The organism is Natrinema versiforme JCM 10478 (genome assembly GCF_000337195.1).
Lineage (GTDB): Archaea > Halobacteriota > Halobacteria > Halobacteriales > Natrialbaceae > Natrinema > Natrinema versiforme.
In genome coordinates this window covers 98774-119865 of record NZ_AOID01000021.1, presented here as the reverse complement: position 1 = coordinate 119865, position 21092 = coordinate 98774, and the positions used below count along the sequence as shown (strand labels likewise).

The following is a 21092-nucleotide window of genomic DNA, read 5'->3' as shown; positions in this document are numbered from 1 at the left end:
CGCCGTTATCGACGGTCGACCACGCTTTGCGGGCCGCCGAGGCGAGCGAGAGCCACGTTTCGTCGCCGATCGTCTTCCCCTGCCGTGCCAATTGGAGGAGTCCGTCGATGAGTTCCTCCATCCGCGCGAGCGACCACTGCAGTTCGTCGAAATGGGGACTCTCGAACTCCTCCGCGAGCAGGTCGAGGGTCCCCTGTGCGACGTTCAACGGGTTCCGCAGGTCGTGGCTGACGAGGCTGGTGAACTCCGCTAACCGCTCGTTCTGGCGCTCGAGTTCGCGCCGGTAGCGACGCCGGCGAGTGATATCGCGGATCGCGTGTATCGTTCCGGTGAACGCCCCGTCCTCGAGCGGGAGGAGTCTGGTGTGGACGTCGTGGATCCGCTCCTCGCCGTCCGGCGCGTGAAATCGCACCTGATATTTCGCCCGCTCGCGGTCGACCGACGAGGAAAGCAATCCGCGGACTTCCTCGGTGTACTTGGTCGTCACGCGCTCGTCGTAGTACCCCCGTTCGACGAGTTTCGGAAACCGCAGTCCGATCAGGTCGTCCTCGTCCTCCGTGAACGCGTCGGCGAACTCCTCGTTCGACCAGCCGATCGTCGCGTCCGCATCGAGCACGAAGAGCGCAGTCGGTGCGAGTTCGACGAGCCGCTCGTACTGCTCGAGTGCGCGTTCGCTCCTGCGTCGAGCCGGATCGGCACGGCATTTCTCGACGGCCGCTTCGATTCGATCCGCCAGTACGGCGTCCTGTTCCGTTGCGGACTCCGTCGGGATGTAGTCGGTGACGCCGGCCGAAATCGCCTCGCTTGCGATCGCCTCGGACCCGTTGCTCGGAAAGAGGATGAACGGGACGGTCGGATCGCGTTCTCGCACCGCCGCGAGCAACTCGAGGCCGTTCATATCGGGAAGCTCGTAGCCGCTGACGACACAATCGACGGTCCGATCGGGCTCGACACTGCGCTCGCCGTCGAAGACCGCCAGCCCCTCGCGGCCACTCCTCGCAGTCGTCACGTCGATCGCGTCGTGGTGTTGGTCGAGAACGGCCACCGTCCGCGGACGGCTATCGGGGTCGTCGTCGACACAGAGAACGTGGATCCCGCCGGACATCGGATGAATGACAGTACGGGCGAACCGCCTAATAATATGTGGCCGCCACTCGAATCGGGCGAATCCATGTGACCGGGCAACGGGGCACAGTGCCGCTGTGGATTCGCACGGCTTTTGAGGCTCGGGTGGGTATGTACCCTCGAATGATCTCGAAGGGCTGTGAGCAGTGCGCGAAGGGCGGCAAGATGGTGCTGTTCGTCTACGGTTACTGCGACCAGCGCGACTGCTTTTACTGCCCGCTCGGTGAGAACCGCAAGAACGTCACCGACGTCTACGCCAACGAACGACTCGTCGAGAGCGACGAGGATGTCCTGATCGAGGCCAACCGGATGGACGCGCTCGGCACGTCGATCACCGGCGGCGAACCCCAAGAGGCGCTCGGCCGGACCTGTCACTACCTCGAACTCCTCAAAGACGAGTTCGGTGAGGACCACCACACCCACCTCTACACCGGTATTCCCGGGGGCCGCGAGAACATGCGCCGCCTCTCGGAGGCCGGTCTCGACGAGATTCGCTTCCACCCGCCGTACGAACAGTGGGGCGACCTCCACGGCACCGAGTGGGAAGAAATCCTCCACATCGCCCGCGACGAAGGCCTCACTCCCGCGTTCGAAATTCCCGGCATCCGCGCCGAAGAAGAGTTCCTCGAGTTCCTGGACGAGGGCGCAGCCGAGTTTTGTAACATCAACGAGTTCGAGATGTCCGACGGGAACTACCGCCGGATGCAGGAACAGGGCTTCGAACTCAAAGAGGACCACATGAGCGCCGTCGACGGCTCCCGCGAGGACATCCTCGAGGAGATGGGCGACCACGAGAAGGTCTACTTCTGTACCTCCGTCTTCAAGGACGCGGCCCAGCACCGCCGCCGTCTCAAGCGGATGGCCCGCAACGTCCGCCGCGAGTTCGACGACGTCACCGACGACGGGACCCTCGTCTACGGGAAGACCTATACCAACCCCGACCGCCTCGAGTCGCTTGGCGTCCCCGAGGAGTTCTACACCGTCAAAACCGACCACGTCGAAGTCGCGTGGTGGCTCTTAGAGGAGATGATCGAGGAGGGGGACCTCGAGGACGGCGAAATCGTCGAGCAGTATCCGACGTACGATGGGCAGGTCGTCGAGCGGACGCCACTGGCCTGAGTCCCGCGAAAGTGGACCAAACGAGAGCTTTTTGTCGGTATCTCGCGTGATGAAGAATAGAGCGACCTCGAGCCGAAAAACGGTCGCTGACATCGTTTTCGGACACGATAAGAATCGTTCTACGGTGTGAAAGTTCGGGGTATCGGGCGTCTCGAGCGGTTTCCATGCCGTTTCCCGTCAAACGGGTCGGAGCTGCTTATCTGGACTGTAATAATGGCCACTGTCCCAGTACGACCGGGTACGATGCAATCCCGAACCATCGCTGTCGTCGCAGTCGCATTACTCGTCGTCTTCTCCGGCTGTAGCGCCCACGGGGGCTCACAAGCTAACGGGCCGTCGGACGCGAACGAGACGGAACCGTTGACCGATAGCGAAACGGGCGCGAACGGATCCAACAGCACGACGACCGACACCGACGACGGCGCTGATCCGAACGGTACCGATGGGAACGCGGGAACGGCCGACGGAAACGACACCGCAAATGCGGACGGGACCGCGGACGCGACGTGGTCCCCGCCCGAAGAACCGAATCGCCCGCTCGAGGACAAGCGCGAGGATCGGATCGACTCCGTCGAATTCGTCGACACGCAACCCGCGGAGAGCGGCGACGGCTACTCGAACTTCAACCTCGAAGTCACCGCCAACACCAGTATGGAGAACGTCGACCCGCCGGAGCATGGAGACGTGGTCGGCGAGCCGTACTTCTTCGTCAAGATCAACGAGGACGAACAGAAGCTGATCGAGCGCACGGGAGAGGTTCGCATGGACGAGAACGGGACGTATCATATCGACGTTCGACCCGACGGCATCGAGGGGTTCGGCGAGGGCTCGCTGACCGTCGAGGTCTTCCTCATGGACGAGGACACAGACTGGGACGATATCTACGACTCCGTCGGAACGGATATCCAGTACAACCCCGATGCGGGCGCTGACGACTCGAACACGACCGCTACCGACTCGGAATCGGACTCGAGCGAGACCTGAGCGCCACCGGTCGCCGTCGAGCCGAGCCGATCAATCGAGTTCGGTCGGATCGACGCCCGGCAGCGTGATGAGGTTCTCCCGTCCGATCCGGAGCTTCGCGATCTCGTCGTCGTCGTCCATCTTCGAGAGCAGTTGTGACACCTTGGCGTTCGACCAGCCGGTCTCCGAGACGATCGAGGCCTGTTTCATCCGCCCGCCGTTTTGCTTGAGCAGGCGCAAGACACGTTCCTCGTCGCTCAGCAGTTCGGGATCGATATCGTCGTCGTCGGGTTCCTCGAACTCGAGGCGGGTACCCGAGTCGGCGTTGTCGGACGCTGGCGGCTCGGTTGACTGGGGAGCGGCCGCTTCAGTGCCGCCGTTTCCGTCGACGCGAGCGGACCTGCGGTCGTCCTCAGCAGTCCCGCGCTCGAGTATCGTCGCGAACTCGAGCGACGAAAGCCGGTCGGTCGAGACCGGAATGTCGAGATCGCGTTGCGTGAGGAGATACACAGCACCACTGATGACGAGTACGAGGGCGAGAACGGCAGCGATCAGCCATCCCCCTCCAGCAAAGATCGAGGAGTTCGAACCGACACCCTGGAGAATCGTGATCTGGAGGTTGTCCGTCTCGAACTCGTGGGGGCCGTCCCAGACGAGCGCACCGTTTTGCGTTCCCGTCGGTGCATTGACGAACCCGTAGTTAGACGGCGGCTCGATGACGAGGCGCTGACCGGTGCTCAGCGTCGGTAACAAGAGGCCGTCAGACGTTTGGAAGGTGTCGTCGACGTGAATCCGATCGCCGTCGACGATGCCGAAGTTCGTCCACGTAAACGAGTACGAAAGCACTCCGACCCGTTCGGTTTCTCCGTCCGATGCTTGTGCGGCGTCGGTCTCGAGGTCCTCTATGCGAGGGTCGTCCCACCCCGCGTTCTCGACGGCCATCTCACGACCGGTCGACTCGGCTGAGCGATCCACGTAGCGCGTGAACAAGGCGGGGCTGAAACCGGAGTCGTACTCGAGGTCGCGCTGATCCGAGACGACCGTATTGGCGTACTCGGTGAACGTTTCGGCTTCGGTTTCGTTCGTTATTCGAAATCGACTCTCGATCGTCCACTCCGCGTCACCGGAATCCGTCACCCGAATTCTGATGACCTGCCACGTGTCCGGGCGGTCAAGCGGCGGGGGAGTAGTCGACGTGGACAAGAGGGCTTGAGAGTGGAGTGCTGGGGAGGTCGGTGAAGATCGGTCGGCGCTCGCCGAAGGCTGTGCCGTCGGCGTGGCGGCTACTGCCCCCAGCGTGGTTGTCGCGAGGAGGACCGTGAGGGCGAGTGTGGCGGCGGTGGACATCCGCATGCGTACCAACGGGTGGTTTCCCGGGGGAAAAAACACTTTCCATCGGAAAATAAAACGTTACCGAGGGCTGTAAACCGTCTCGTAGCCCGTGAGAGCTTCGTGAAACGGGGTCTCGAGTCTTCGTTTGGAGACGACCAGTTTTTGTATCAAGAGCCCATACGGTGTGACGATGAACAACGCGATCCCCGCTTTCCTCGCGTTCCTTCTCGTCGTCTCCCTTCCCGCGATGACGATCGTGGCGGCAGAACCCGAGGGCGAAATTAACGGCGATGCTGAGAACCTTCAGTTGCAAGTATCGTCCTCCCAATCGACGCCGGTCGCAGTCGACAATACGACCAACAGACTCGGACTTAGCGGCGAGGTCAGAAGCGAGTACACCGAGTACGGACCGAATCTCGGCATGGCGCTTGCGAGTGCGGACGACCAGCTTCGAGTCGACCACGACCAGTATACCATCGTCGATAGCGAGTTCGACAGTGCGACGGTCGAGGAACGAGAGGCGATGATTCAGGCGGGTTACGAGCGACTCAGGCAACGGATGGCTGAACTCGAGCAACGCGAACGCGAAGCAGCAGCAGCGTATGCCGCCGGCGAGCGTTCGTCAACAGAGTTCCTCCAAACGCTGTTACGAAATCACAACGAAGCGGCAATGCTCTCCGAGAGCATCGAAGAACTGGACAATCGCGCGGATCGGGTCCCAGGATACTCGCTCTCGGCGAGCCAGACGCGTGCCGACCAGAAGACCCTCAACTATCACCGAACCCCGCTCCGATCCACTCTCGCACAACTATCCGAACGGCCGACCGGCGATGTCCGTCACGATATCGTCGTCTCGACATCACAGAACGGATACAGCGTCGCGATAATGGCCGGTAATCAATATATCGTCGAAACGAGTCGGTTCGACAACCGCGACGAAACGGGATCGGAGCGGTTCGAAAACGGAGAGGCCTACAATCACATCTCCACCCTCTATCCGTGGGCAAGCGAGTTCGGCTCCGGTCCGCACTTCCAGGATAACAGTCCCGGCTATTACTGGGTCGAAATGGGACACGACCACGGTCGGCTCGATTTCTACTTCGACAGCCGAACGGGTGATGTCTACCGCGAAGTACAACAGCTATCCGCGTCGTCTCTTCCACAGACGGACGTCAAGACGTGGTCTCGAGACGGCATCAACATGACGATTACTGAGACCCCAGCAAATGGGCCGGTGGAGATAACCGTGACCGATCCGGAAACCGGTGACCCCGCACAAGCGACTATCACGGCTGACGGCGTCGAACTCGGCGAAACCGGCGAGGACGGAAGCCTGTGGATCGTACAGCCGATCGGTCGATACGACATCACCGCGGAAACCGAAAGCGGAAGCGTCAACGCAACGATAACGGACAACTTCTGAGCGAGAGCGGGGAAATCGAATTCGCAGAGATTCGATCCGATTGTGAGTTCCCGACGACTACGGACTGGAATTTATACGGGAAAGAGAGCCCAAAGCATGCCGTGTGCGTAACGCAGAACGGCGAAGATGGGCGGCTTTCGGGAGAAAGCGGTGCGCGCGCCGTGAGTCCGGTGGTTGGCGTGCTCCTCCTCGTCGCCCTCACCGTCTGTCTGGCAGCCGGTATCGCGGTCGGCGTCGGCGCGTTGTCGCTCGAGTCGCCCGGGCCGACCGCAACCTTTGACCTCTCAGCAGACGGCGATCAGTCGTCGATTTCGATCGAACACGTCGCCGGCGACGCGGTCGACGTCGAGGCATTGTCGGTGACAGTTGCGGTAAACGGGACGGAGCTAGCCGCGCAGCCGCCAGTCCCGTTCGCCGGTGCGAGCGGCTTCGACGGAGCGCCGGCGGGCCCGTTCAATTCGAGAGCGGATTCGGAGTGGACCGTCGGGGAACAGGCGGGCCTGACGGTCGCCGAGACGAACTCCCCATCGCTCGAAACGGGTAATTCGGTTACCGTTACGCTCGCGGTCGACGGTCGGCGGATGGCAACGCTCGAGACGACTGCAGCCTGAGAGTCGGTGCGTGATGACCTATTCGGGCGCGCGGCCGATGGTCGTGATCGCGACCTCGGGGTCGTACGACGGCCCCATGAAGGCGTGCTTGACGTCTTCGAAGCCGGCGGTTTTGAACATCCGGTCGGCCTCGTACTCGTCGTAGAAGAGCATGATCGAGTCGGCGAGCAGTTGGCTGACGACGTTGTCGGGGTAGTTCGGGCCGACAACGAGGACCTGCCCGCCGGGTTTGAGGACGCGGCGAAACTCCCGAAGGGCGAGGATGGGGTTTGGCCAGTACTCGATCGAGCCCGACGACCAGACGACATCGAACGTGTCCGTCGCGAACGGGAGGCGCTCGGCGTCGCCGCGGTGGAAGTGGACCGGCGGGGCTTGTTTCCCGAACTTGTCGTAGGCCTGCTCGAGTTGGTGTTCGCTCTGGTCGAGGGCGTACACCTCGTCGACGCGCTCGAGGAGCCCGTCGGTCGCGAACCCGGTCCCGCAGCCGACGTCGAGGACGGTGGTGTCGTCCTCGAAATCGAGGAGGGAGAGGGCCTCGGTTCGCATGTCCTCGGTCCAGATGAAGGGGTTCACCTGATCGTAGACCCGTGAGAGGTACTTATAGAACAGTCGAGCACGGGCCTTGTTCTCGAGAATTCCCATTAGTGACGTGTTTCGGTCGAATCGGCATATGTCTACTGTTCCGGGCGGAATACCGGAGCGCGTAATCGATTATTACCGGCCGTTCGGAGCGGGGCGCGCTGAGGCACTTTCGCAACTACCATATACGCGCTCTGGCAAACGTTCGCTTGCTTAGAATATGCCGAGGCCAGAGGTTCTCGAACGAATTAAGTCGGCGGAAGAGGAGGCCGACGAGATCGTCGCATTGGCAGAAAACGACCGCGACGAGCGAATAGCCGAGGCCCGGGAACGCGCCGAGGAAATTCGCACGGAAGCGGAACAGGAGGCCCAAGAGATCAGGGAGCGCCGTCTGGAGGAAGCTCGCGAAGAGATCGATGCGGAGTGCGAGCGCGTCCTCGAAGCAGGTGAACAGGAGCGCGAGGAACTCGCCGAGCGCGCCCGAGACCGGGTCGACGAAGTGACCGCTCACGTCGTCGAACTGTTCCAGGAGGACGTCCATGCTCAGACCTGAACGGATGAGTAAGGTCTCGGTGACCGGCTCGCGGGGCGTCATGCCCACGGTCATCGAGACGGTTCACGACCTGAGCTTGGTCCACCTCTCGGACTACGACGGTTCCTGGGAGGGGTTCGACAACGGCGACCCCATCGAGGGGGCCGAGAACGCCTCCGAGAAGCTGGTGACCGTCCGCGCCCTCGAGAGCACCCTCGATCTCTCGGCCGACGAGGCCGAGCCGGGGACCCTCGAGGACGGCTGGGAACAGCGACTCGAGGAGATCCGCACGCGGATCAACGAACTCGACGACCGTCGCGCGGAGACCAACGACGAACTGCGGCAGGTCAACGAAAAGATCGATCGCGTGGCTCCGTTCGCGGAGCTGGGCATCGATCTCGATCTGCTGTCGGGGTACGAGACGGTCGATGTCATCGTCGGTGAGGGCTCGCTCGAGGAGGTCGAGGCGGCCGTCAGCGCCTCGGACGACATTCGGGCGTTCGAGACATTTACCGGCGGGAACGTCGTGGCGATCGTCGCCGCGCCCGCCGAGAGCGCCGACGAGAGTCCGATCGACGACGCGCTGGTCGGCGTCGAATTCACCCGATACGAGGTGCCCGACACCGACCAGAGTCCCGACGACTACGTCACGGACCTCGAGAGTCGAAAGCGCGACCTCGAGTCCCAACTCGACGAGATCGACGGGGAACTCGAGGAGATCAAGCGGGAAGAAGCCGGTTTCCTCCTGCGCGTCGAAGAGGAACTGACGATCGAGGTTCAGCAGGCGGAAGCGCCGCTGCAGTTCGCGACGACCGACCACGCGTTCGTCGCGGAGGGCTGGCTCCCGACCGAGGAGTACGACCGGCTCGTCGCGACACTGAACGATGCGGTCGGCGACAGCGTCGAGGTCGAAGAACTCGTCCGCGCCGACTACAACGACGAGGGGTATCCGACGCGGACGGAAGACGTCGACCACGGTGGCTCCGGCGGTGCCGAGGAGACGACCGAAGAGGAAGAACGCGAGGTCGCGACCCAAGAGGCGATCGCCGACGGCGGCACGACCGCCGCCAGCGGCGACGTCGTGACGATGGTCGACGAACCGCCGGTTATCCAGGACAACACCGGCCCCGCGAAACCGTTCGAGTTCCTGCTTCGGCTGATCGATCGACCGAAGTACAGCGAACTCGACCCGACCGTCGTCTTGCTGTTGACGTTCCCGGCGTTCTACGGCTTCATGCTGGGTGACCTCGGCTACGGGATGATCTACACGGCCGCCGGCTTCCTCATGTACAGCCGATTCGACGAGGACATCATCCGCAGTCTGGGTGCGATCGGCATGTGGGCCGGCGGGTTCACGATGCTGTTCGGCGTCCTGTACGGCGAATTCTTCGGGATGCACTTCCTGGGAGACATCGTCTTCGGCGGCAGTCCGCCGCTGCACAAGGGACTCCAACCCGTGTACGCAGAGTACGGCCAGACGTGGCTACTCGTGAGTGTCCTCATCGGACTGGCTCACCTCACAGTCGGGTACATCTTCGGATTTGTCAACGATCTCGATCACGGCGTGGCCGACGCGTACTTCGAGAACGGCTCGTGGGCCCTGCTCATGATCGGCGTCTGGATGTGGATCTTCAGTCGTCAGGGAGCGAGTTCGAAACCGGACTTCCTGTTCGAAACGTTCAGCGAAGGCGGTCCGTATCCGATCGGCTTCAATGGCTTCCCGGTTATGGAAGTGTTCTCGCTACCCGAGGCCATCCCGGGGCTCGGCGGTCTCACAGTTGGCGTTCCGCTGCTGATCGCGCTGTTCGGGCTCGTGACGATGATCTATGGCGAAGTCCAGCACTACGGTGCGCTCGGCATCATCATCGGCGGCCTCGAGAGCTTCAACGTCTTCGGTGACGTACTCTCGTACCTGCGGATCGCCGCAGTCATCCTCGCGAAGGCAGGCATGGCGTTCGTCGTCAACATGCTGTTCTTCGGGGTGTACGTCGTCGAGACCGATCACGGCGCAGAGTGGCACTTCGGTACCAGCCACGCGCCCCAGCACATGCTCGAGCAGGGGACATACCACGGTCACGAAGTGACCGAGGTCATGTTCGGCGGACTGCTTCACGGCGGGATCGGACTGACCCTCCTCGGCGTGATCGTCCTCGTGCTCGGTCACATCGTGGTCCTGCTGCTCGGGATCACGAGCGCCGGGCTGCAGGGGATCCGCCTCGAGTACGTCGAGTTCTTCAATCGGTTCTACGAGGGCGGTGGGCGGACGTTCGAACCCTTCGGGATTCGATCGGACGACGAGAACTGATACTCGTCGCCCACTCTCTTGGCACCCGAAATCCGTGCTAGTTCGACTCGTATTTTCCCACCAGTATCGAAAGTGTAATACCTCCGGACGGCGAGTATCGAGGGTTATAACGGGGAAATCGGCGGTTTGGTTTGGGAAGTTTTAAGAACACGCTGGGGAGTAGTACCACCTGTCCGGTTGCAAAACCACGAGGAAAACTCAAATGACAATCGAAACTCTACCCGAAATGGCGCTCGTGCTGAACAGTCTCGCAGAGAACGCGGTCGCGCTGCAGGAAGGCGGTACTGCTGCCGGTAACGGCGGTCCCGCAATCGAGCAGGGTGCGGCAGCGGCGCTGGGCATCGGTCTGGCGGCCATCGGTGCGGGGTATGCAGAGCGAGCGATCGGTGCGTCGGTCGTCGGCGCGCTCGCCGAGGACTCCATCTCGCCGGGTATCGGGATTCTGCTGACGGTCCTGCCCGAGACGCTCGTGATCTTCGCACTGGTCGCGCTCTTCGTCTAAAGCGTCCCATCGAACTTTCTTACAATGAGTTTGGATACAGTCGTTGAGGACATTCGAGAAGAGGCTCACGCGCGTGCGGAGGACATCCGCGCTGAGGGCGAAACGCGCGCCGAAGAGATCGAATCGGCCGCCCAGGAGGACGCAGACGAGATCGTCGCCGACGCCGAAGCCGACGTCGACCGCGAGATCGAGCAGTTGCGCGAACAGCGACTCTCCAGTGCGAAACTGGAGGCGAAACAGCAGCGCCTGGAGGCACGACGTGACGTCCTCACGGAAGTCCGCGAGGCAGTCGAGGACGAGCTCGCCGCCCTCGAGGGAGACACCCGCGAGGAGCTTACCCGCGACCTGCTCGAGGCGGCGACGGTCGAGTTCGACGAGGGCGACGACGTCGCGGTCTACGGTCGGTCCGACGACGCGGAGTTGATCGAATCGATTCTCGCCGACTACGACGGCTACGAATACGCCGGTGACTACGACTGTCTCGGCGGCGTCGTCGTCGAGAGCGAGGCGTCCCGCGTCCGCGTCAACAACACCTTCGATTCGGTGCTCGAGGACGTCTGGGAAGACAACCTTCAGGAGATCAGTAACCGACTCTTCGAGCAATGAGTACGGGAGCCTCGAATCCGGAGTACGTGAACGCTCGCGTCCGCTCGCGTCGAGCGGCGATGTTGTCCGACGAGGACTACCGCAAGCTGATCCGGATGGGGCCGAGCGAGATCGCGCGGTTCATGGAGGAAACGGAGTACGAACGGGAGATCAACGCGCTCGGAACGCGGTTTTCCGGCGTCGACCTGATCGAGTACGCGCTGAACCGCAACCTCGCAAAGCACTTCGACGACCTCCTCGAGTGGTCCGAAGGGCAACTCTACGACCGCGTCGTTCGGTACCTCCGGAAGTTCGACGTCTGGAACCTGAAGACGATTATCCGCGGCATCTATACGGATTCCGACCCCGAGGAGATCAGCACCGATCTCATTCGGGCGGGCGAACTCGACGACGGCACGATCGACCGGCTGGTCGAGGTCGACTCGATCGAGGACGTCATCGAGATCCTCGAGGGGACGATCTTCGCCGAGCAGCTCGAAGACGCCTACGAGGAGTTCGAAGAGAGCGGCGCGCTGGTTCCTCTGGAGAACGCGCTCGATCGCGCGTTCTACGAGAACCTGCTCGAGGACCTCGGCCGACCCCGAGAGGGGCCGGAAGCGAAGTACGTCGAGTTCCTCGAGGCCGAGATCGACTTCCTGAACGCACGGAACGCGTTGCGCCTCGCACGGAGCGGGGCCGATCTTGACCCCGCCGCCTACTACATCGATGGCGGCGTGTTGTTCGACGAGTCGGACCTGAACCGCTTGGTTGGCGATTACGACGCGCTCGTCGACCACATCGCCGAGAACAAACGCTACGGCGACCGCCTCTCGGGGGCGCTGGATCGGCTGCGCGATGCTGACAGCCTTATCCAGTTCGAGCACGCACTAGACGCTGCGTTGCTCGAGTACGCGGATACGCTCTCGAGTGTCTACCCGACCTCGATATCGCCCGTTCTGTCGTTCATCCTCGCCAAAGAGCGCGAGGTCGAGAACATCCGCGCGATCGCGCGGGGTCGCGAGGTCGGACTCGACGAAAACGAGATCGAAGAGGAGCTGGTGATCCTATGAGCCAGGAAATCGCAGTCGTCGGCAGTCCGGAGTTTACGACCGGCTTCCGCCTTGCGGGAGTGCGACGGTTCGAGAACGTCCCGGACGACGAGAAAGACGAACGCCTCGATGACGCAGCGACGGCGGCCCTCGAAGACGAGGGCGTCGGGATCGTCGTCATGCACGACGACGACCTCGAGCACCTATCGCGGTCGGTCCGCCAAGAGGTCGAGACGAGCGTCGAGCCGGTCGTCGTCACGATCGGCAGCGGCACTGGTGGCGGCGGACTGCGCGACCAGATCAAACGCGCGATCGGTATCGACCTGATGGACGAGGACGAACAAGAGTAAACTATGAGCCAGGCAGAAGACATCGAATCCGTCGACGAAGACGGTGTAATCGAAAGCGTGAGTGGTCCCGTCGTGACCGCCACGGACCTCGACGCCCGGATGAACGACGTCGTCTACGTCGGCGACGAAGGACTGATGGGCGAGGTCATCGAGATCGAAGGGAACCTGACCACGATTCAGGTCTACGAGGAAACCTCCGGCGTCGGCCCGGGCGAACCCGTCCAGAACACGGGCGAGCCCCTGAGCGTCGACCTCGGACCGGGCATGATGGACTCCATATACGACGGCGTCCAGCGCCCGCTCGACGTCCTCGAGGACAAGATGGGGACGGCGTTCCTCGACCGCGGGGTCGACGCCCCCGGGATCGACCTCGAGAAGAAGTGGGAGTTCGAACCCACCGTCGAGGAAGGCGACACGGTCGAACCCGGCGACGCCGTCGGTGTCGTCGAAGAGACCGTCACCATCGACCACAAGGTCATGGTGCCCCCGGACTACGAGGGCGGCGAAGTCACGTCGATCGAGCACGGCGACTTTACCGTCGAGGAGACGGTCGCCGAACTGGACAGCGGCGAAGAGATCCAGATGCACCAGGAGTGGCCGGTCCGAGAGGCCCGTCCCGCCGGTGACAAGGAGACGCCGACCGAGCCGCTGGTGACGGGCCAGCGAGTCCAGGACGGTCTCTTCCCGCTCGCGAAGGGCGGGACGGCGGCGATTCCCGGGCCCTTTGGCTCCGGGAAGACCGTCACCCAGCAGCAACTCGCCAAGTGGTCCGACGCGGACATCGTCGTCTACATCGGCTGTGGCGAGCGCGGCAACGAGATGACCGAGGTTATCGAGGACTTCCCGGAACTGCCGGACCCACAGACCGGGAACCCGCTGATGGCCCGGACCTGCCTCATCGCCAACACGTCGAACATGCCCGTCGCGGCCCGTGAGTCCTGTATCTACACGGGCATCACGATCGCGGAGTACTACCGCGACATGGGCTACGACGTCGCACTGATGGCCGACTCGACCTCGCGGTGGGCAGAGGCCATGCGGGAGATCTCGAGCCGACTCGAGGAGATGCCCGGCGAAGAGGGCTACCCCGCGTATCTGGCCGCTGCGCTCTCGGAGTTCTACGAGCGGGCCGGCAAGTTCCAGCTGATCAACGGCGGCGAAGGATCGATTTCGGTCGTCGGCGCGGTGTCGCCGCCGGGCGGCGACTTCTCCGAGCCGGTCACCCAGAACACGCTGCGTATCGTCAAGACGTTCTGGGCACTCGACGCCGACCTCGCGGAACGTCGGCACTTCCCCTCGATCAACTGGAACGAGTCCTACTCGCTGTACAAGGACCAGCTCGACCCGTGGTGGGCGGACAACGTCGCCGACGACTGGGCCGAGACTCGCCAGTGGGCCGTCGACGTGCTCGACGAGGAGGACGAACTCCAAGAGATCGTTCAGCTCGTCGGGAAGGACGCCCTGCCGGAAGACCAGCAGCTCACGATGGAAGTCGCACGCTACATCCGTGAGGCCTGGCTCCAGCAGAACGCGCTCCACGACGTCGACACCTACTGCGAACCGGACAAGACCTACCGAATGCTCGGTGCGATCAAGACGTTCAACGACGAGGCATTCGACGCACTCGAGGCCGGCGTCCCGGTCGAGGAGATTCAGGACGTCGACGCCGCACCGCGGCTCAACCGGATGGGCACGGCAGAAGAGTGGGGAGAATTCATCGACGAGATCGAGAGCGACCTCGCAGACCAACTGCGCGCACTGTACTAACAATGAAAGAGTACCAGACTATCACGGAAATCAGCGGTCCGCTGGTGTTCGCCGAGGTCGACGAGCCGGTCGGTTACGACGAGATCGTCGAGATCGAGACCGAGGACGGGCGGACGCTGCGCGGCCAGGTGCTGGAATCGAGCGACGGCATCGTCTCGATCCAGGTGTTCGAGGGCACGGGCGGCATCGACCGCAACGCCTCCGTTCGCTTCCTGGGCGAGACGATGAAGATGCCCGTCACCGAGGATCTGCTCGGACGGGTGCTTGACGGCTCCGGGAACCCGATCGACGGCGGCCCGGAGATCGTCCCGGACGAACGACAGGATATCGTCGGCAAAGCGATCAACCCGTACTCGCGGGAGTATCCCGAGGAGTTCATCCAGACCGGCGTCTCCGCTATCGACGGCATGAACACGCTGGTTCGGGGCCAGAAGCTACCGATCTTCTCCGGTTCGGGGCTGCCCCACAACGAACTCGCACTCCAGATCGCCCGTCAGGCGACAGTGCCGGAAGAGGACGAGGAGGGCGAGGGCTCGGAGTTCGCAGTCATCTTCGGCGCGATGGGAATCACGGCCGAAGAGGCAAACGAGTTCATGGACGACTTCGAGCGCACCGGCGCGCTCGAGCGGTCGGTCGTCTTCATGAACCTCGCGGACGACCCCGCGGTCGAGCGGCAGGTCACGCCGCGACTCGCGCTGACCACGGCCGAGTATCTGGCCTTTGAGAAGGATTACCACGTGCTGGTTATCCTCACCGACATGACCAACTACTGTGAGGCACTGCGAGAGATCGGTGCCGCACGTGAGGAGGTCCCGGGCCGTCGTGGCTACCCCGGATACATGTACACCGACCTGGCACAGCTCTACGAGCGTGCCGGTCGAATCGAAGGCAAGGAAGGGTCGGTCACGCAGATCCCGATCCTGACGATGCCCGGCGACGACGACACGCACCCGATTCCGGACCTGACCGGCTACATTACCGAGGGCCAGATCATGATGGATCGGGACCTCAACAGCCAGGGGATCGAGCCGCCGGTCAACGTCCTCCCCAGCCTCTCCCGGCTGATGGACGACGGGATCGGCGAGGGCCTGACCCGCGAGGACCACGGCGACGTCTCCGATCAGATGTACGCCGCCTACGCGGAAGGTGAGGACCTGCGCGACCTCGTGAACATTGTCGGTCGTGAAGCCCTCTCCGAGCGGGACAACAAGTTCCTCGACTTCGCCGACCGCTTCGAGTCTGAGTTCGTCCAGCAGGGGTACGACACCAACCGCTCGATCGACGAGACGCTCGAGCTCGGCTGGGACCTGCTGTCGGCGCTGCCGAAGACGGAACTCAACCGGATCGACGAGGAACTCATCGCGGAACACTACCGCGAAGACGAGACCGAGGCCGCCGAAGTCACGGCCGACGACTAACTCGACAAACGCCTTCGTTCGGCGCGCTTTTCTTCGATCGATTATCGGCCAGCGGCAGTTCGCTCTAGTAGGATATCCGCGTTCGTTGGTCCGGTACGGCGTCGTCGGATTCGTAGTCCGGCTGTCGCGGCCGCAACCGCCCGACGATACCCCCGTTCTCAGCGGACACCGCAAGGCGAGTAACTACGAATGACTCCGAGGAAACGATTCCCCCTATCGAGGCGTTCGATAGCGGTCACGGCACAGTCGTCGTCACCGATTGCCGAACTGTCACTGCGTGCAACTGATGGAAACTATGGTATGGGCCGTCAGCGAAGCGTGGCATGTATGCACAAACCACTGCTCGTGCCGGAGTTCCTCGACCGGGCGCGAACGCACTACGGCGACGACGAGGCGGTCGTCGCCACCACGGGGGAACGGTTTACCTACGACGAACTCGGCGAGCGGGCCGACCGGTTCGCGGCGGCGCTCCAAGATCGGGGGATCGAGAAGGGCGACCGCGTCGCTGTTCTCGACCCGAACACCCACTACCACCTCGAGGCGGCCTACGGAATCATGCAGACGGGCGCGATCCACACACCGCTCAATTACCGGCTCACGCCCGACGACTTCGAGTACATCCTCTCGGATGCGGGCGTGGACGCGATCTACGCCGACTACGACTTCGCCGAGAAGATCGAGGAAATCCGCGATGAGGTGCCGACGGAGACGTTCGTGACGAACGATGCCGACGCCGTCGAGGGGGGTGAGGCCGGCGAAGCCGGGCGATCCTCGTCGGACTCGTCCGACGTAGAGTGGGAGGAGTTCGACGCTGTGCTCAAGGAGGCGGGCACCGACTACCACCGCCCCGAGATGAGCGAGGACGAGATCATCACGATCAACTACACCTCGGGGACGACGGGGGATCCGAAGGGCGTCTGTCGCACCCACCGCTGCGAGACGATCCACGCCTACCTGCTGGTCGGCCATCAGGAGATCACCGACGACGACACCTACCTGTGGACGCTCCCGATGTTCCACGCCAACGGCTGGGGCCATATCTTCGCCGTGACCGGAATCGGCGCGAAACACGTCTGTACGCGCGGGGTCGACGCCGCGGAGATTTTCGAGGCCGTGCGATCCGAAGACGTCTCCTACATGTGCGGCGCGCCGACGGTGCTGAACATGCTGGTCACCTATTACCAAGAACACGACCCAGAGACGACCGGCGAGCGGGACGTTCGGCTCGCGACCGCCGGCAGCGCGCCGCCGGAAGCGACCATCCGAACCGTCGAGGACGAGTTCGACTGGTACCTGAAACACGTCTACGGCGCGACCGAGACGGGGCCGCTGATCACGACCTCCGACGCCCGCCGCCACTTCGAGGACGGCAGCGACGACCGGTTCCGAATCAAGAAGCGACAGGGGCTGGCCTACCTCGGAACCGAAATTCGGGTCGTCGACGAGGACGGCACCGACATCCCGCGGGACGACGAAACGCTCGGTGAGGTCGTCGTCCGCGGCAATCAGATCATGGAGAAGTACTGGGAGAAACCCGACGCGACCGAGGCGGCCTTCAACGACCGCGTCGAGGGCTACTACCACACGGGCGACCTCGCAACGATCGACGACAACGGCATGATCGCCATTCAGGATCGCAAGAAAGACATCATCATCTCCGGCGGCGAGAACATCTCGAGCATCGAACTCGAGGACACCCTGTTCGACCACGATGCGGTCGCGGACGTGGCGGTGATTCCCGCGCCGAGCGACGAGTGGGGTGAGACACCCAAGGCGTACGTCGTCCCCGCGAGCGGCGACCCCGACGATCCAGGCGTGACCGAGAGCGACCTCGAGGCCTTTACGCGCGAGACCCTCGCGGGCTACAAGACCGTTCGCCGGATCGAGTTCGTCGAGGAGCTACCGACGACGGCGACCGGAAAGGTCCAGAAGTACGAACTGAGACAAGAAGAGTGGGCGGACGAAGAGCGGATGGTCGGACAGGGGTGAACAGGTCGGGTATCGGCCGCTTGACCGCCGGCCCTTTCGAAACGCTGGGCTACCGACCTCGCCGACCGGCGGCCGACGTCGCTGTCGGGCGGCCAACAGCAGCGGGTCGGCCTCGCGCGTGCGCTCGCGATCGAACACTCACGTCCCCTGCTCGACGGGGGTGGGTTCACGTCTTCGAGTCAGAGTGATCGGAGAAACGGGACAGATCGCAGCGAGAGAGTGTTACGAGCGCCGACTGCCCCACTCGTCGCGCTCGTCCCAGTCGAATCCCGCCGTCCGGTCGTCTCCCTCGTCGGATCGACCGTTGTCGTCCAAGTTGGTGTCCGTGCGGTCGTCGTCGGTACCCCGCGATGGCGAGTCCGTGGCCGACCGCGACGGATCGCGGCCGCCCTGCGCTTTGGCAATTCGTTCCGCCTCCTCACGGTCGACAACGGTTGGATTCGACGTTTCCTGATTGATCGCCAGCCAGAGGACCAGTGGGATCACGAGAGAGACGACCAAGAGGATAGCGAAGACGACGGACATGGTCGACGCATACTCGAGGGCCCAAACACAAAGAATTTGTGTATTGACAGGAACCGTTCGAGTATGAAAGACGACGATCGCGGCTGTCCGAAGTGCGACCACACGGAGACGGAGATCGACGAAATTTCGACCACCGGAGGCGGTCTCTCGAAGATGTTCGACATCCAAAACCGGAGTTTCATGGTCGTGAGCTGTACGAACTGCGGCTACTCGGAGCTCTACAAGGGCCAGTCGTCGGGCAACATGGTCGATCTGTTCCTCGGGTAGTCTCGGTCGGAAACGAAACCGACGCCGCGGAGTCACGGGAATCCGGCGCGTCGGAGCGGAGAAACTGTAAACAGTTATCCGACTGGGGGCGCTAGCCCCCCACAAGATGGCCAACGACGTCAAGCCCACCCGCAAGAACTTGATGGCGATCGAGGATCGCATCGAGCTTTCCGAGCGGGGACACGGCACGCTCGAGAAGAAACGCGACGGGCTGATCATGGAGTTCATGGACATTCTGGACAAGGCCCAGGATGTCCGCGGCGAGCTCGCCGACGACTACGAGGATGCCCAGAAGAAGATCAACATGGCCCGGGCGATGGAGGGCGACGTCGCGGTCCGCGGTGCCGCATCGGCGCTGCAGGAACACCCCGAAATCACCACCGAGTCCAAGAACATCATGGGCGTCGTCGTCCCGCAGATCGAGTCCTCGAAGGTCACCAAGAGCCTCGACCAGCGCGGCTACGGGATCATGGGCACCTCCGCCCGCATCGACGAGGCCGCCGAGGCCTACGAGGACCTCCTCGAGAGCATCATCCTCGCCGCCGAGGTCGAGACGGCGATGAAGAAGATGCTCCGCGAGATCGAGACCACTAAGCGCCGCGTCAACGCTCTCGAGTTCAAACTCCTGCCGGAGCTGTACGACAATCAGGAGTACATCGAGCAGAAACTCGAGGAACAGGAACGCGAGGAGACGTTCCGTCTAAAGAAGATCAAGGAAAAGAAGGAAGCCGAAGAGAAGGCCGAACGGGAAGCCGAAGCGGCCGCCGAGGCCGAGGCTGCCGAAGCAAAACAAGACGAGCTCGACGACGTACAGCCGGACACCGCCGCACAGTCCCCCGCGGCCAACCAGTAACGCCGTCAACTGTCTCGCGTCGTCCTCAGTCGTCCGCTCTCCCCGACTCGATTCTAATGGCCTGTTCTGCGTGTGGCTCGAGCGCGATTTCGTTTGCTGTCCCGGAGGAACACCGCCCGGATACGCCGTCGGGAGCCGCTGTCGTGTCGTTCTGTCCGCACTGTCTGACCCTCGAGCCGGCTCCTGACGACGAGACCCCCACCGACGACCCGGACTTTGCACGCGTCAGCGATCAGTTCCCGACACAGCCCGAGCGAGCGATTCCCCTCGCACTCACGATCGGTCTCTGCTCGTCGCTGGCGATGAACCGGGCGGCGATCGAATCGCTGCTCGACGCGGTCGAACGAGCCGGCGTCGATCCGTTACTGGTACTCGACCGGCTCAGTGCCGATCCGTCGGTCGAGCCGGCGGTCGACCTCGAGCGACGGCGACACCAGCTCGAGCAACTGCGCTACTGAATTTCGGCGATCGATAAAACGGCGGGTCGAGATCCGTACCCGATGAGACGTGGCGATCGAGAACGGAACGTCGGCGACCGACACGACGGCTGACGATTGACAACCGATGGGCGGTGAGTGGCTTACTTTCCAGTCGGCCGCACGTTGTTGCTGATGGCCTGTTTGACTTGGAGAGCCGCGCTTGCGGCCAGTCCGCGGGCGACTTCGTCGCGTTCGTCCGCCGTGATTACCTCTTCGGCGGCCGCTGCCTCCTCGAGGTCGGGCGTGAAGCCGGCGCTGACGGCGTGTCCCACCGGCGGTCGGACGGCGACGGTGACCTCCGGGCCGGTCATGCCGCTCGAGATATCGGCGTCGACCACGTACTCGTTCGGGAGGAACTCGCGGGTTCGGGCGGCGATCCGCGAGACGTCGCGATGGAGCAGTCGTTTCTGCGCACTCGAGAGGTCAGGAACGTCCGCCGCTGCACGCTGCCCAGCCCCAGTCTCGCCCGGTAGCCCTGCGTACGGCGTATTTCCGTTCATGAGAAGTGTGTACCCGTATCAATGTGCCGCCGGTTCAAAAGGGTTCGCTTTGGGTCAATCCGAGAGGATCGGCTCGCTGTCGCCGTAGACCGCGAGAACGACCGCCGTCGTATGCGTTCCCGACTCGGTCTGCCGGCTCTCGACGGCGGCCCGCGGGTCGGCAAACTCCCAGTCGCGGAGGTCCTGTCCCGCGGCCAGTCCCTCTCGAACTCGGCGTTCGACGTCTTCGCGGTCCATCTCTCCAGCGGTCTCGTAGAACAGGCCCGGCCCGTCGTCGACGGACTGCGCCCACGCGAGCGCCGCGCTCACGCGGCCGGGCTCGGCGGTGGTGGCTCGAGCCTCGACGACGGTCACGCGCTCGCCGGCGGGGCCGAGATCGGGTGCGGTGCCGACGGCCTCGACCTGGGTCTCCGCCGGAATCACGGAGGAAACCGAGACGAGGTTGTAGTTCTCGACGCCGGCCTCCGCGAGCGCGGCGTCGTAGGAAGCCATCGCCGTGGGTGCCGACGCAGAGCCCCAGACGACTCGAATCGTGCTCATATCCGAACTGGGGGACCAGCGGCGTAAGGCGTTGCGATTCGCCAACAGCGACGCGTGGTGTCGAACCCTCCACGCGACCGTCATAGTGAGCGACCGGTATCATTCAGCAGATTAATACGTCTTAACTGCGTTTCTAATTCTAATGAAACGAAGGGCGTACATAGCGGGCACGGTCCCCATTCTAACGGCCGGATGCACGTCATTCGCGAAGACGGATAGCTCCGGTCCGGCGTTCGTCCAGACAGACGAGTGGCCCACTGATGGATATGACTTGGCACG

The 21092-nt window shown here is 63.1% G+C and carries 22 protein-coding genes and 1 pseudogene; 17 read left to right on the top strand and 6 right to left on the bottom strand.

All coding sequences use genetic code 11. From position 1 onward, the window contains the following. On the bottom strand, positions 1 to 1105 hold a 1105-nt coding region (locus tag C489_RS06710), incomplete at its 3' end, for a response regulator (RefSeq protein WP_006430424.1). A gap of 143 nt (positions 1106 to 1248) precedes the next feature. On the opposite strand from C489_RS06710, the gene C489_RS06705 reads away from it, so the two are divergent. Together C489_RS06705 and C489_RS06700 are read left to right on the top strand one after the other, a co-directional pair. Beyond that, positions 1249 to 2244: a radical SAM protein gene (locus C489_RS06705; protein ID WP_006430423.1), complete on the top strand. Its 996-nt coding sequence runs from the start codon at positions 1249 to 1251 to the stop codon at positions 2242 to 2244. 243 nt (positions 2245 to 2487) lie between these two features. Further along, positions 2488 to 3228 (top strand): hypothetical protein, encoded by a 741-nt coding sequence (locus C489_RS06700; RefSeq protein WP_006430422.1) that lies wholly within the window; start codon positions 2488 to 2490, stop codon positions 3226 to 3228. 30 nt (positions 3229 to 3258) lie between these two features. Here C489_RS06700 and C489_RS06695 read toward each other — a convergent pair whose 3' ends face one another. Then, complete coding sequence (locus C489_RS06695) at positions 3259 to 4560, bottom strand: helix-turn-helix transcriptional regulator (protein WP_049890666.1); 1302 nt, start codon at positions 4558 to 4560, stop codon at positions 3259 to 3261. 169 nt (positions 4561 to 4729) lie between these two features. Here C489_RS06695 and C489_RS06690 point away from each other — a divergent pair, with 169 nt between their 5' ends. Then, entirely contained in the window at positions 4730 to 5962 is a 1233-nt protein-coding gene (locus C489_RS06690; RefSeq protein ID WP_006430420.1) for a DUF7096 domain-containing protein, read from the top strand. A 161-nt stretch (positions 5963 to 6123) separates the two neighbouring features. After that, positions 6124 to 6573 carry a type IV pilin gene (locus C489_RS06685; RefSeq protein WP_086009365.1) on the top strand — a complete coding sequence of 150 codons (450 nt, stop codon included), beginning with the start codon at positions 6124 to 6126 and terminating at the stop codon, positions 6571 to 6573. Positions 6574 to 6591: 18 nt separating this feature from the next. Here C489_RS06685 and C489_RS06680 read toward each other — a convergent pair whose 3' ends face one another. Further along, positions 6592 to 7215, bottom strand: a complete 624-nt coding sequence (locus tag C489_RS06680; RefSeq protein WP_006430418.1) for a methyltransferase domain-containing protein — start codon at positions 7213 to 7215, stop codon at positions 6592 to 6594. 157 nt (positions 7216 to 7372) lie between these two features. Here C489_RS06680 and ahaH point away from each other — a divergent pair, with 157 nt between their 5' ends. From ahaH to C489_RS22560, 10 genes and pseudogenes are all read left to right on the top strand, one after another. Further along, positions 7373 to 7705 (top strand): ATP synthase archaeal subunit H, encoded by a 333-nt coding sequence (gene ahaH / locus C489_RS06675; protein WP_006430417.1) that lies wholly within the window; start codon positions 7373 to 7375, stop codon positions 7703 to 7705. Continuing rightward, positions 7692 to 9989 carry a V-type ATP synthase subunit I gene (locus C489_RS06670; protein WP_049890662.1) on the top strand — a complete coding sequence of 766 codons (2298 nt, stop codon included), beginning with the start codon at positions 7692 to 7694 and terminating at the stop codon, positions 9987 to 9989. The genes ahaH and C489_RS06670 overlap by 14 nt, the downstream gene beginning before the upstream one ends. A gap of 226 nt (positions 9990 to 10215) precedes the next feature. Next, entirely contained in the window at positions 10216 to 10491 is a 276-nt protein-coding gene (locus C489_RS06665) for a hypothetical protein (RefSeq protein ID WP_006430415.1), read from the top strand. A gap of 24 nt (positions 10492 to 10515) precedes the next feature. Then, positions 10516 to 11097 carry a V-type ATP synthase subunit E gene (locus C489_RS06660; protein WP_006430414.1) on the top strand — a complete coding sequence of 194 codons (582 nt, stop codon included), beginning with the start codon at positions 10516 to 10518 and terminating at the stop codon, positions 11095 to 11097. After that, the gene (locus C489_RS06655; RefSeq protein WP_006430413.1) at positions 11094 to 12146 is read left to right on the top strand and encodes a V-type ATP synthase subunit C; all 1053 of its coding nucleotides are present in this window, start codon (positions 11094 to 11096) and stop codon (positions 12144 to 12146) included. Before C489_RS06660 ends, C489_RS06655 begins: the two co-directional genes overlap by 4 nt. Continuing rightward, positions 12143 to 12475, top strand: coding sequence for a V-type ATP synthase subunit F (locus C489_RS06650; RefSeq protein WP_006430412.1), 333 nt, complete (start codon positions 12143 to 12145; stop codon positions 12473 to 12475). The genes C489_RS06655 and C489_RS06650 overlap by 4 nt, the downstream gene beginning before the upstream one ends. Before the next feature lie 3 nt (positions 12476 to 12478). Further along, positions 12479 to 14242, top strand: coding sequence for an ATP synthase subunit A (locus C489_RS06645; protein ID WP_006430411.1), 1764 nt, complete (start codon positions 12479 to 12481; stop codon positions 14240 to 14242). Positions 14243 to 14244: 2 nt separating this feature from the next. After that, entirely contained in the window at positions 14245 to 15660 is a 1416-nt protein-coding gene (locus tag C489_RS06640) for an ATP synthase subunit B (protein WP_006430410.1), read from the top strand. 327 nt (positions 15661 to 15987) lie between these two features. Then, entirely contained in the window at positions 15988 to 17649 is a 1662-nt protein-coding gene (locus C489_RS06635; RefSeq protein WP_006430409.1) for a long-chain-fatty-acid--CoA ligase, read from the top strand. A 54-nt stretch (positions 17650 to 17703) separates the two neighbouring features. Continuing rightward, a pseudogene (locus tag C489_RS22560) lies at positions 17704 to 17805 on the top strand (ATP-binding cassette domain-containing protein); the annotation flags it as partial. A gap of 66 nt (positions 17806 to 17871) precedes the next feature. On the opposite strand, the gene C489_RS06630 reads toward C489_RS22560, so the two are convergent. Then, a complete protein-coding gene (locus C489_RS06630) occupies positions 17872 to 18174 on the bottom strand; it encodes a hypothetical protein (RefSeq protein WP_006430408.1) in 303 nt (100 codons plus the stop codon). Positions 18175 to 18237: 63 nt separating this feature from the next. Here C489_RS06630 and C489_RS06625 point away from each other — a divergent pair, with 63 nt between their 5' ends. The 3 genes from C489_RS06625 (at position 18238) to C489_RS06615 (ending at position 19752) form a co-directional block, all read left to right on the top strand. Further along, a complete protein-coding gene (locus tag C489_RS06625) occupies positions 18238 to 18441 on the top strand; it encodes a zinc ribbon domain-containing protein (protein WP_006430407.1) in 204 nt (67 codons plus the stop codon). A gap of 106 nt (positions 18442 to 18547) precedes the next feature. Next, positions 18548 to 19294: a V-type ATP synthase subunit D gene (locus C489_RS06620; protein WP_006430406.1), complete on the top strand. Its 747-nt coding sequence runs from the start codon at positions 18548 to 18550 to the stop codon at positions 19292 to 19294. A gap of 56 nt (positions 19295 to 19350) precedes the next feature. After that, positions 19351 to 19752 (top strand): DUF6276 family protein, encoded by a 402-nt coding sequence (locus C489_RS06615; RefSeq protein ID WP_006430405.1) that lies wholly within the window; start codon positions 19351 to 19353, stop codon positions 19750 to 19752. A gap of 122 nt (positions 19753 to 19874) precedes the next feature. Here C489_RS06615 and C489_RS06610 read toward each other — a convergent pair whose 3' ends face one another. Both C489_RS06610 and C489_RS06605 read right to left on the bottom strand, forming a co-directional pair. Next, positions 19875 to 20273, bottom strand: coding sequence for a DUF5811 family protein (locus C489_RS06610; RefSeq protein ID WP_006430404.1), 399 nt, complete (start codon positions 20271 to 20273; stop codon positions 19875 to 19877). Positions 20274 to 20327: 54 nt separating this feature from the next. Further along, the gene (locus C489_RS06605; protein ID WP_006430403.1) at positions 20328 to 20813 is read right to left on the bottom strand and encodes a pyruvoyl-dependent arginine decarboxylase; all 486 of its coding nucleotides are present in this window, start codon (positions 20811 to 20813) and stop codon (positions 20328 to 20330) included. Positions 20814 to 21092: the final 279 nt, after the last annotated feature.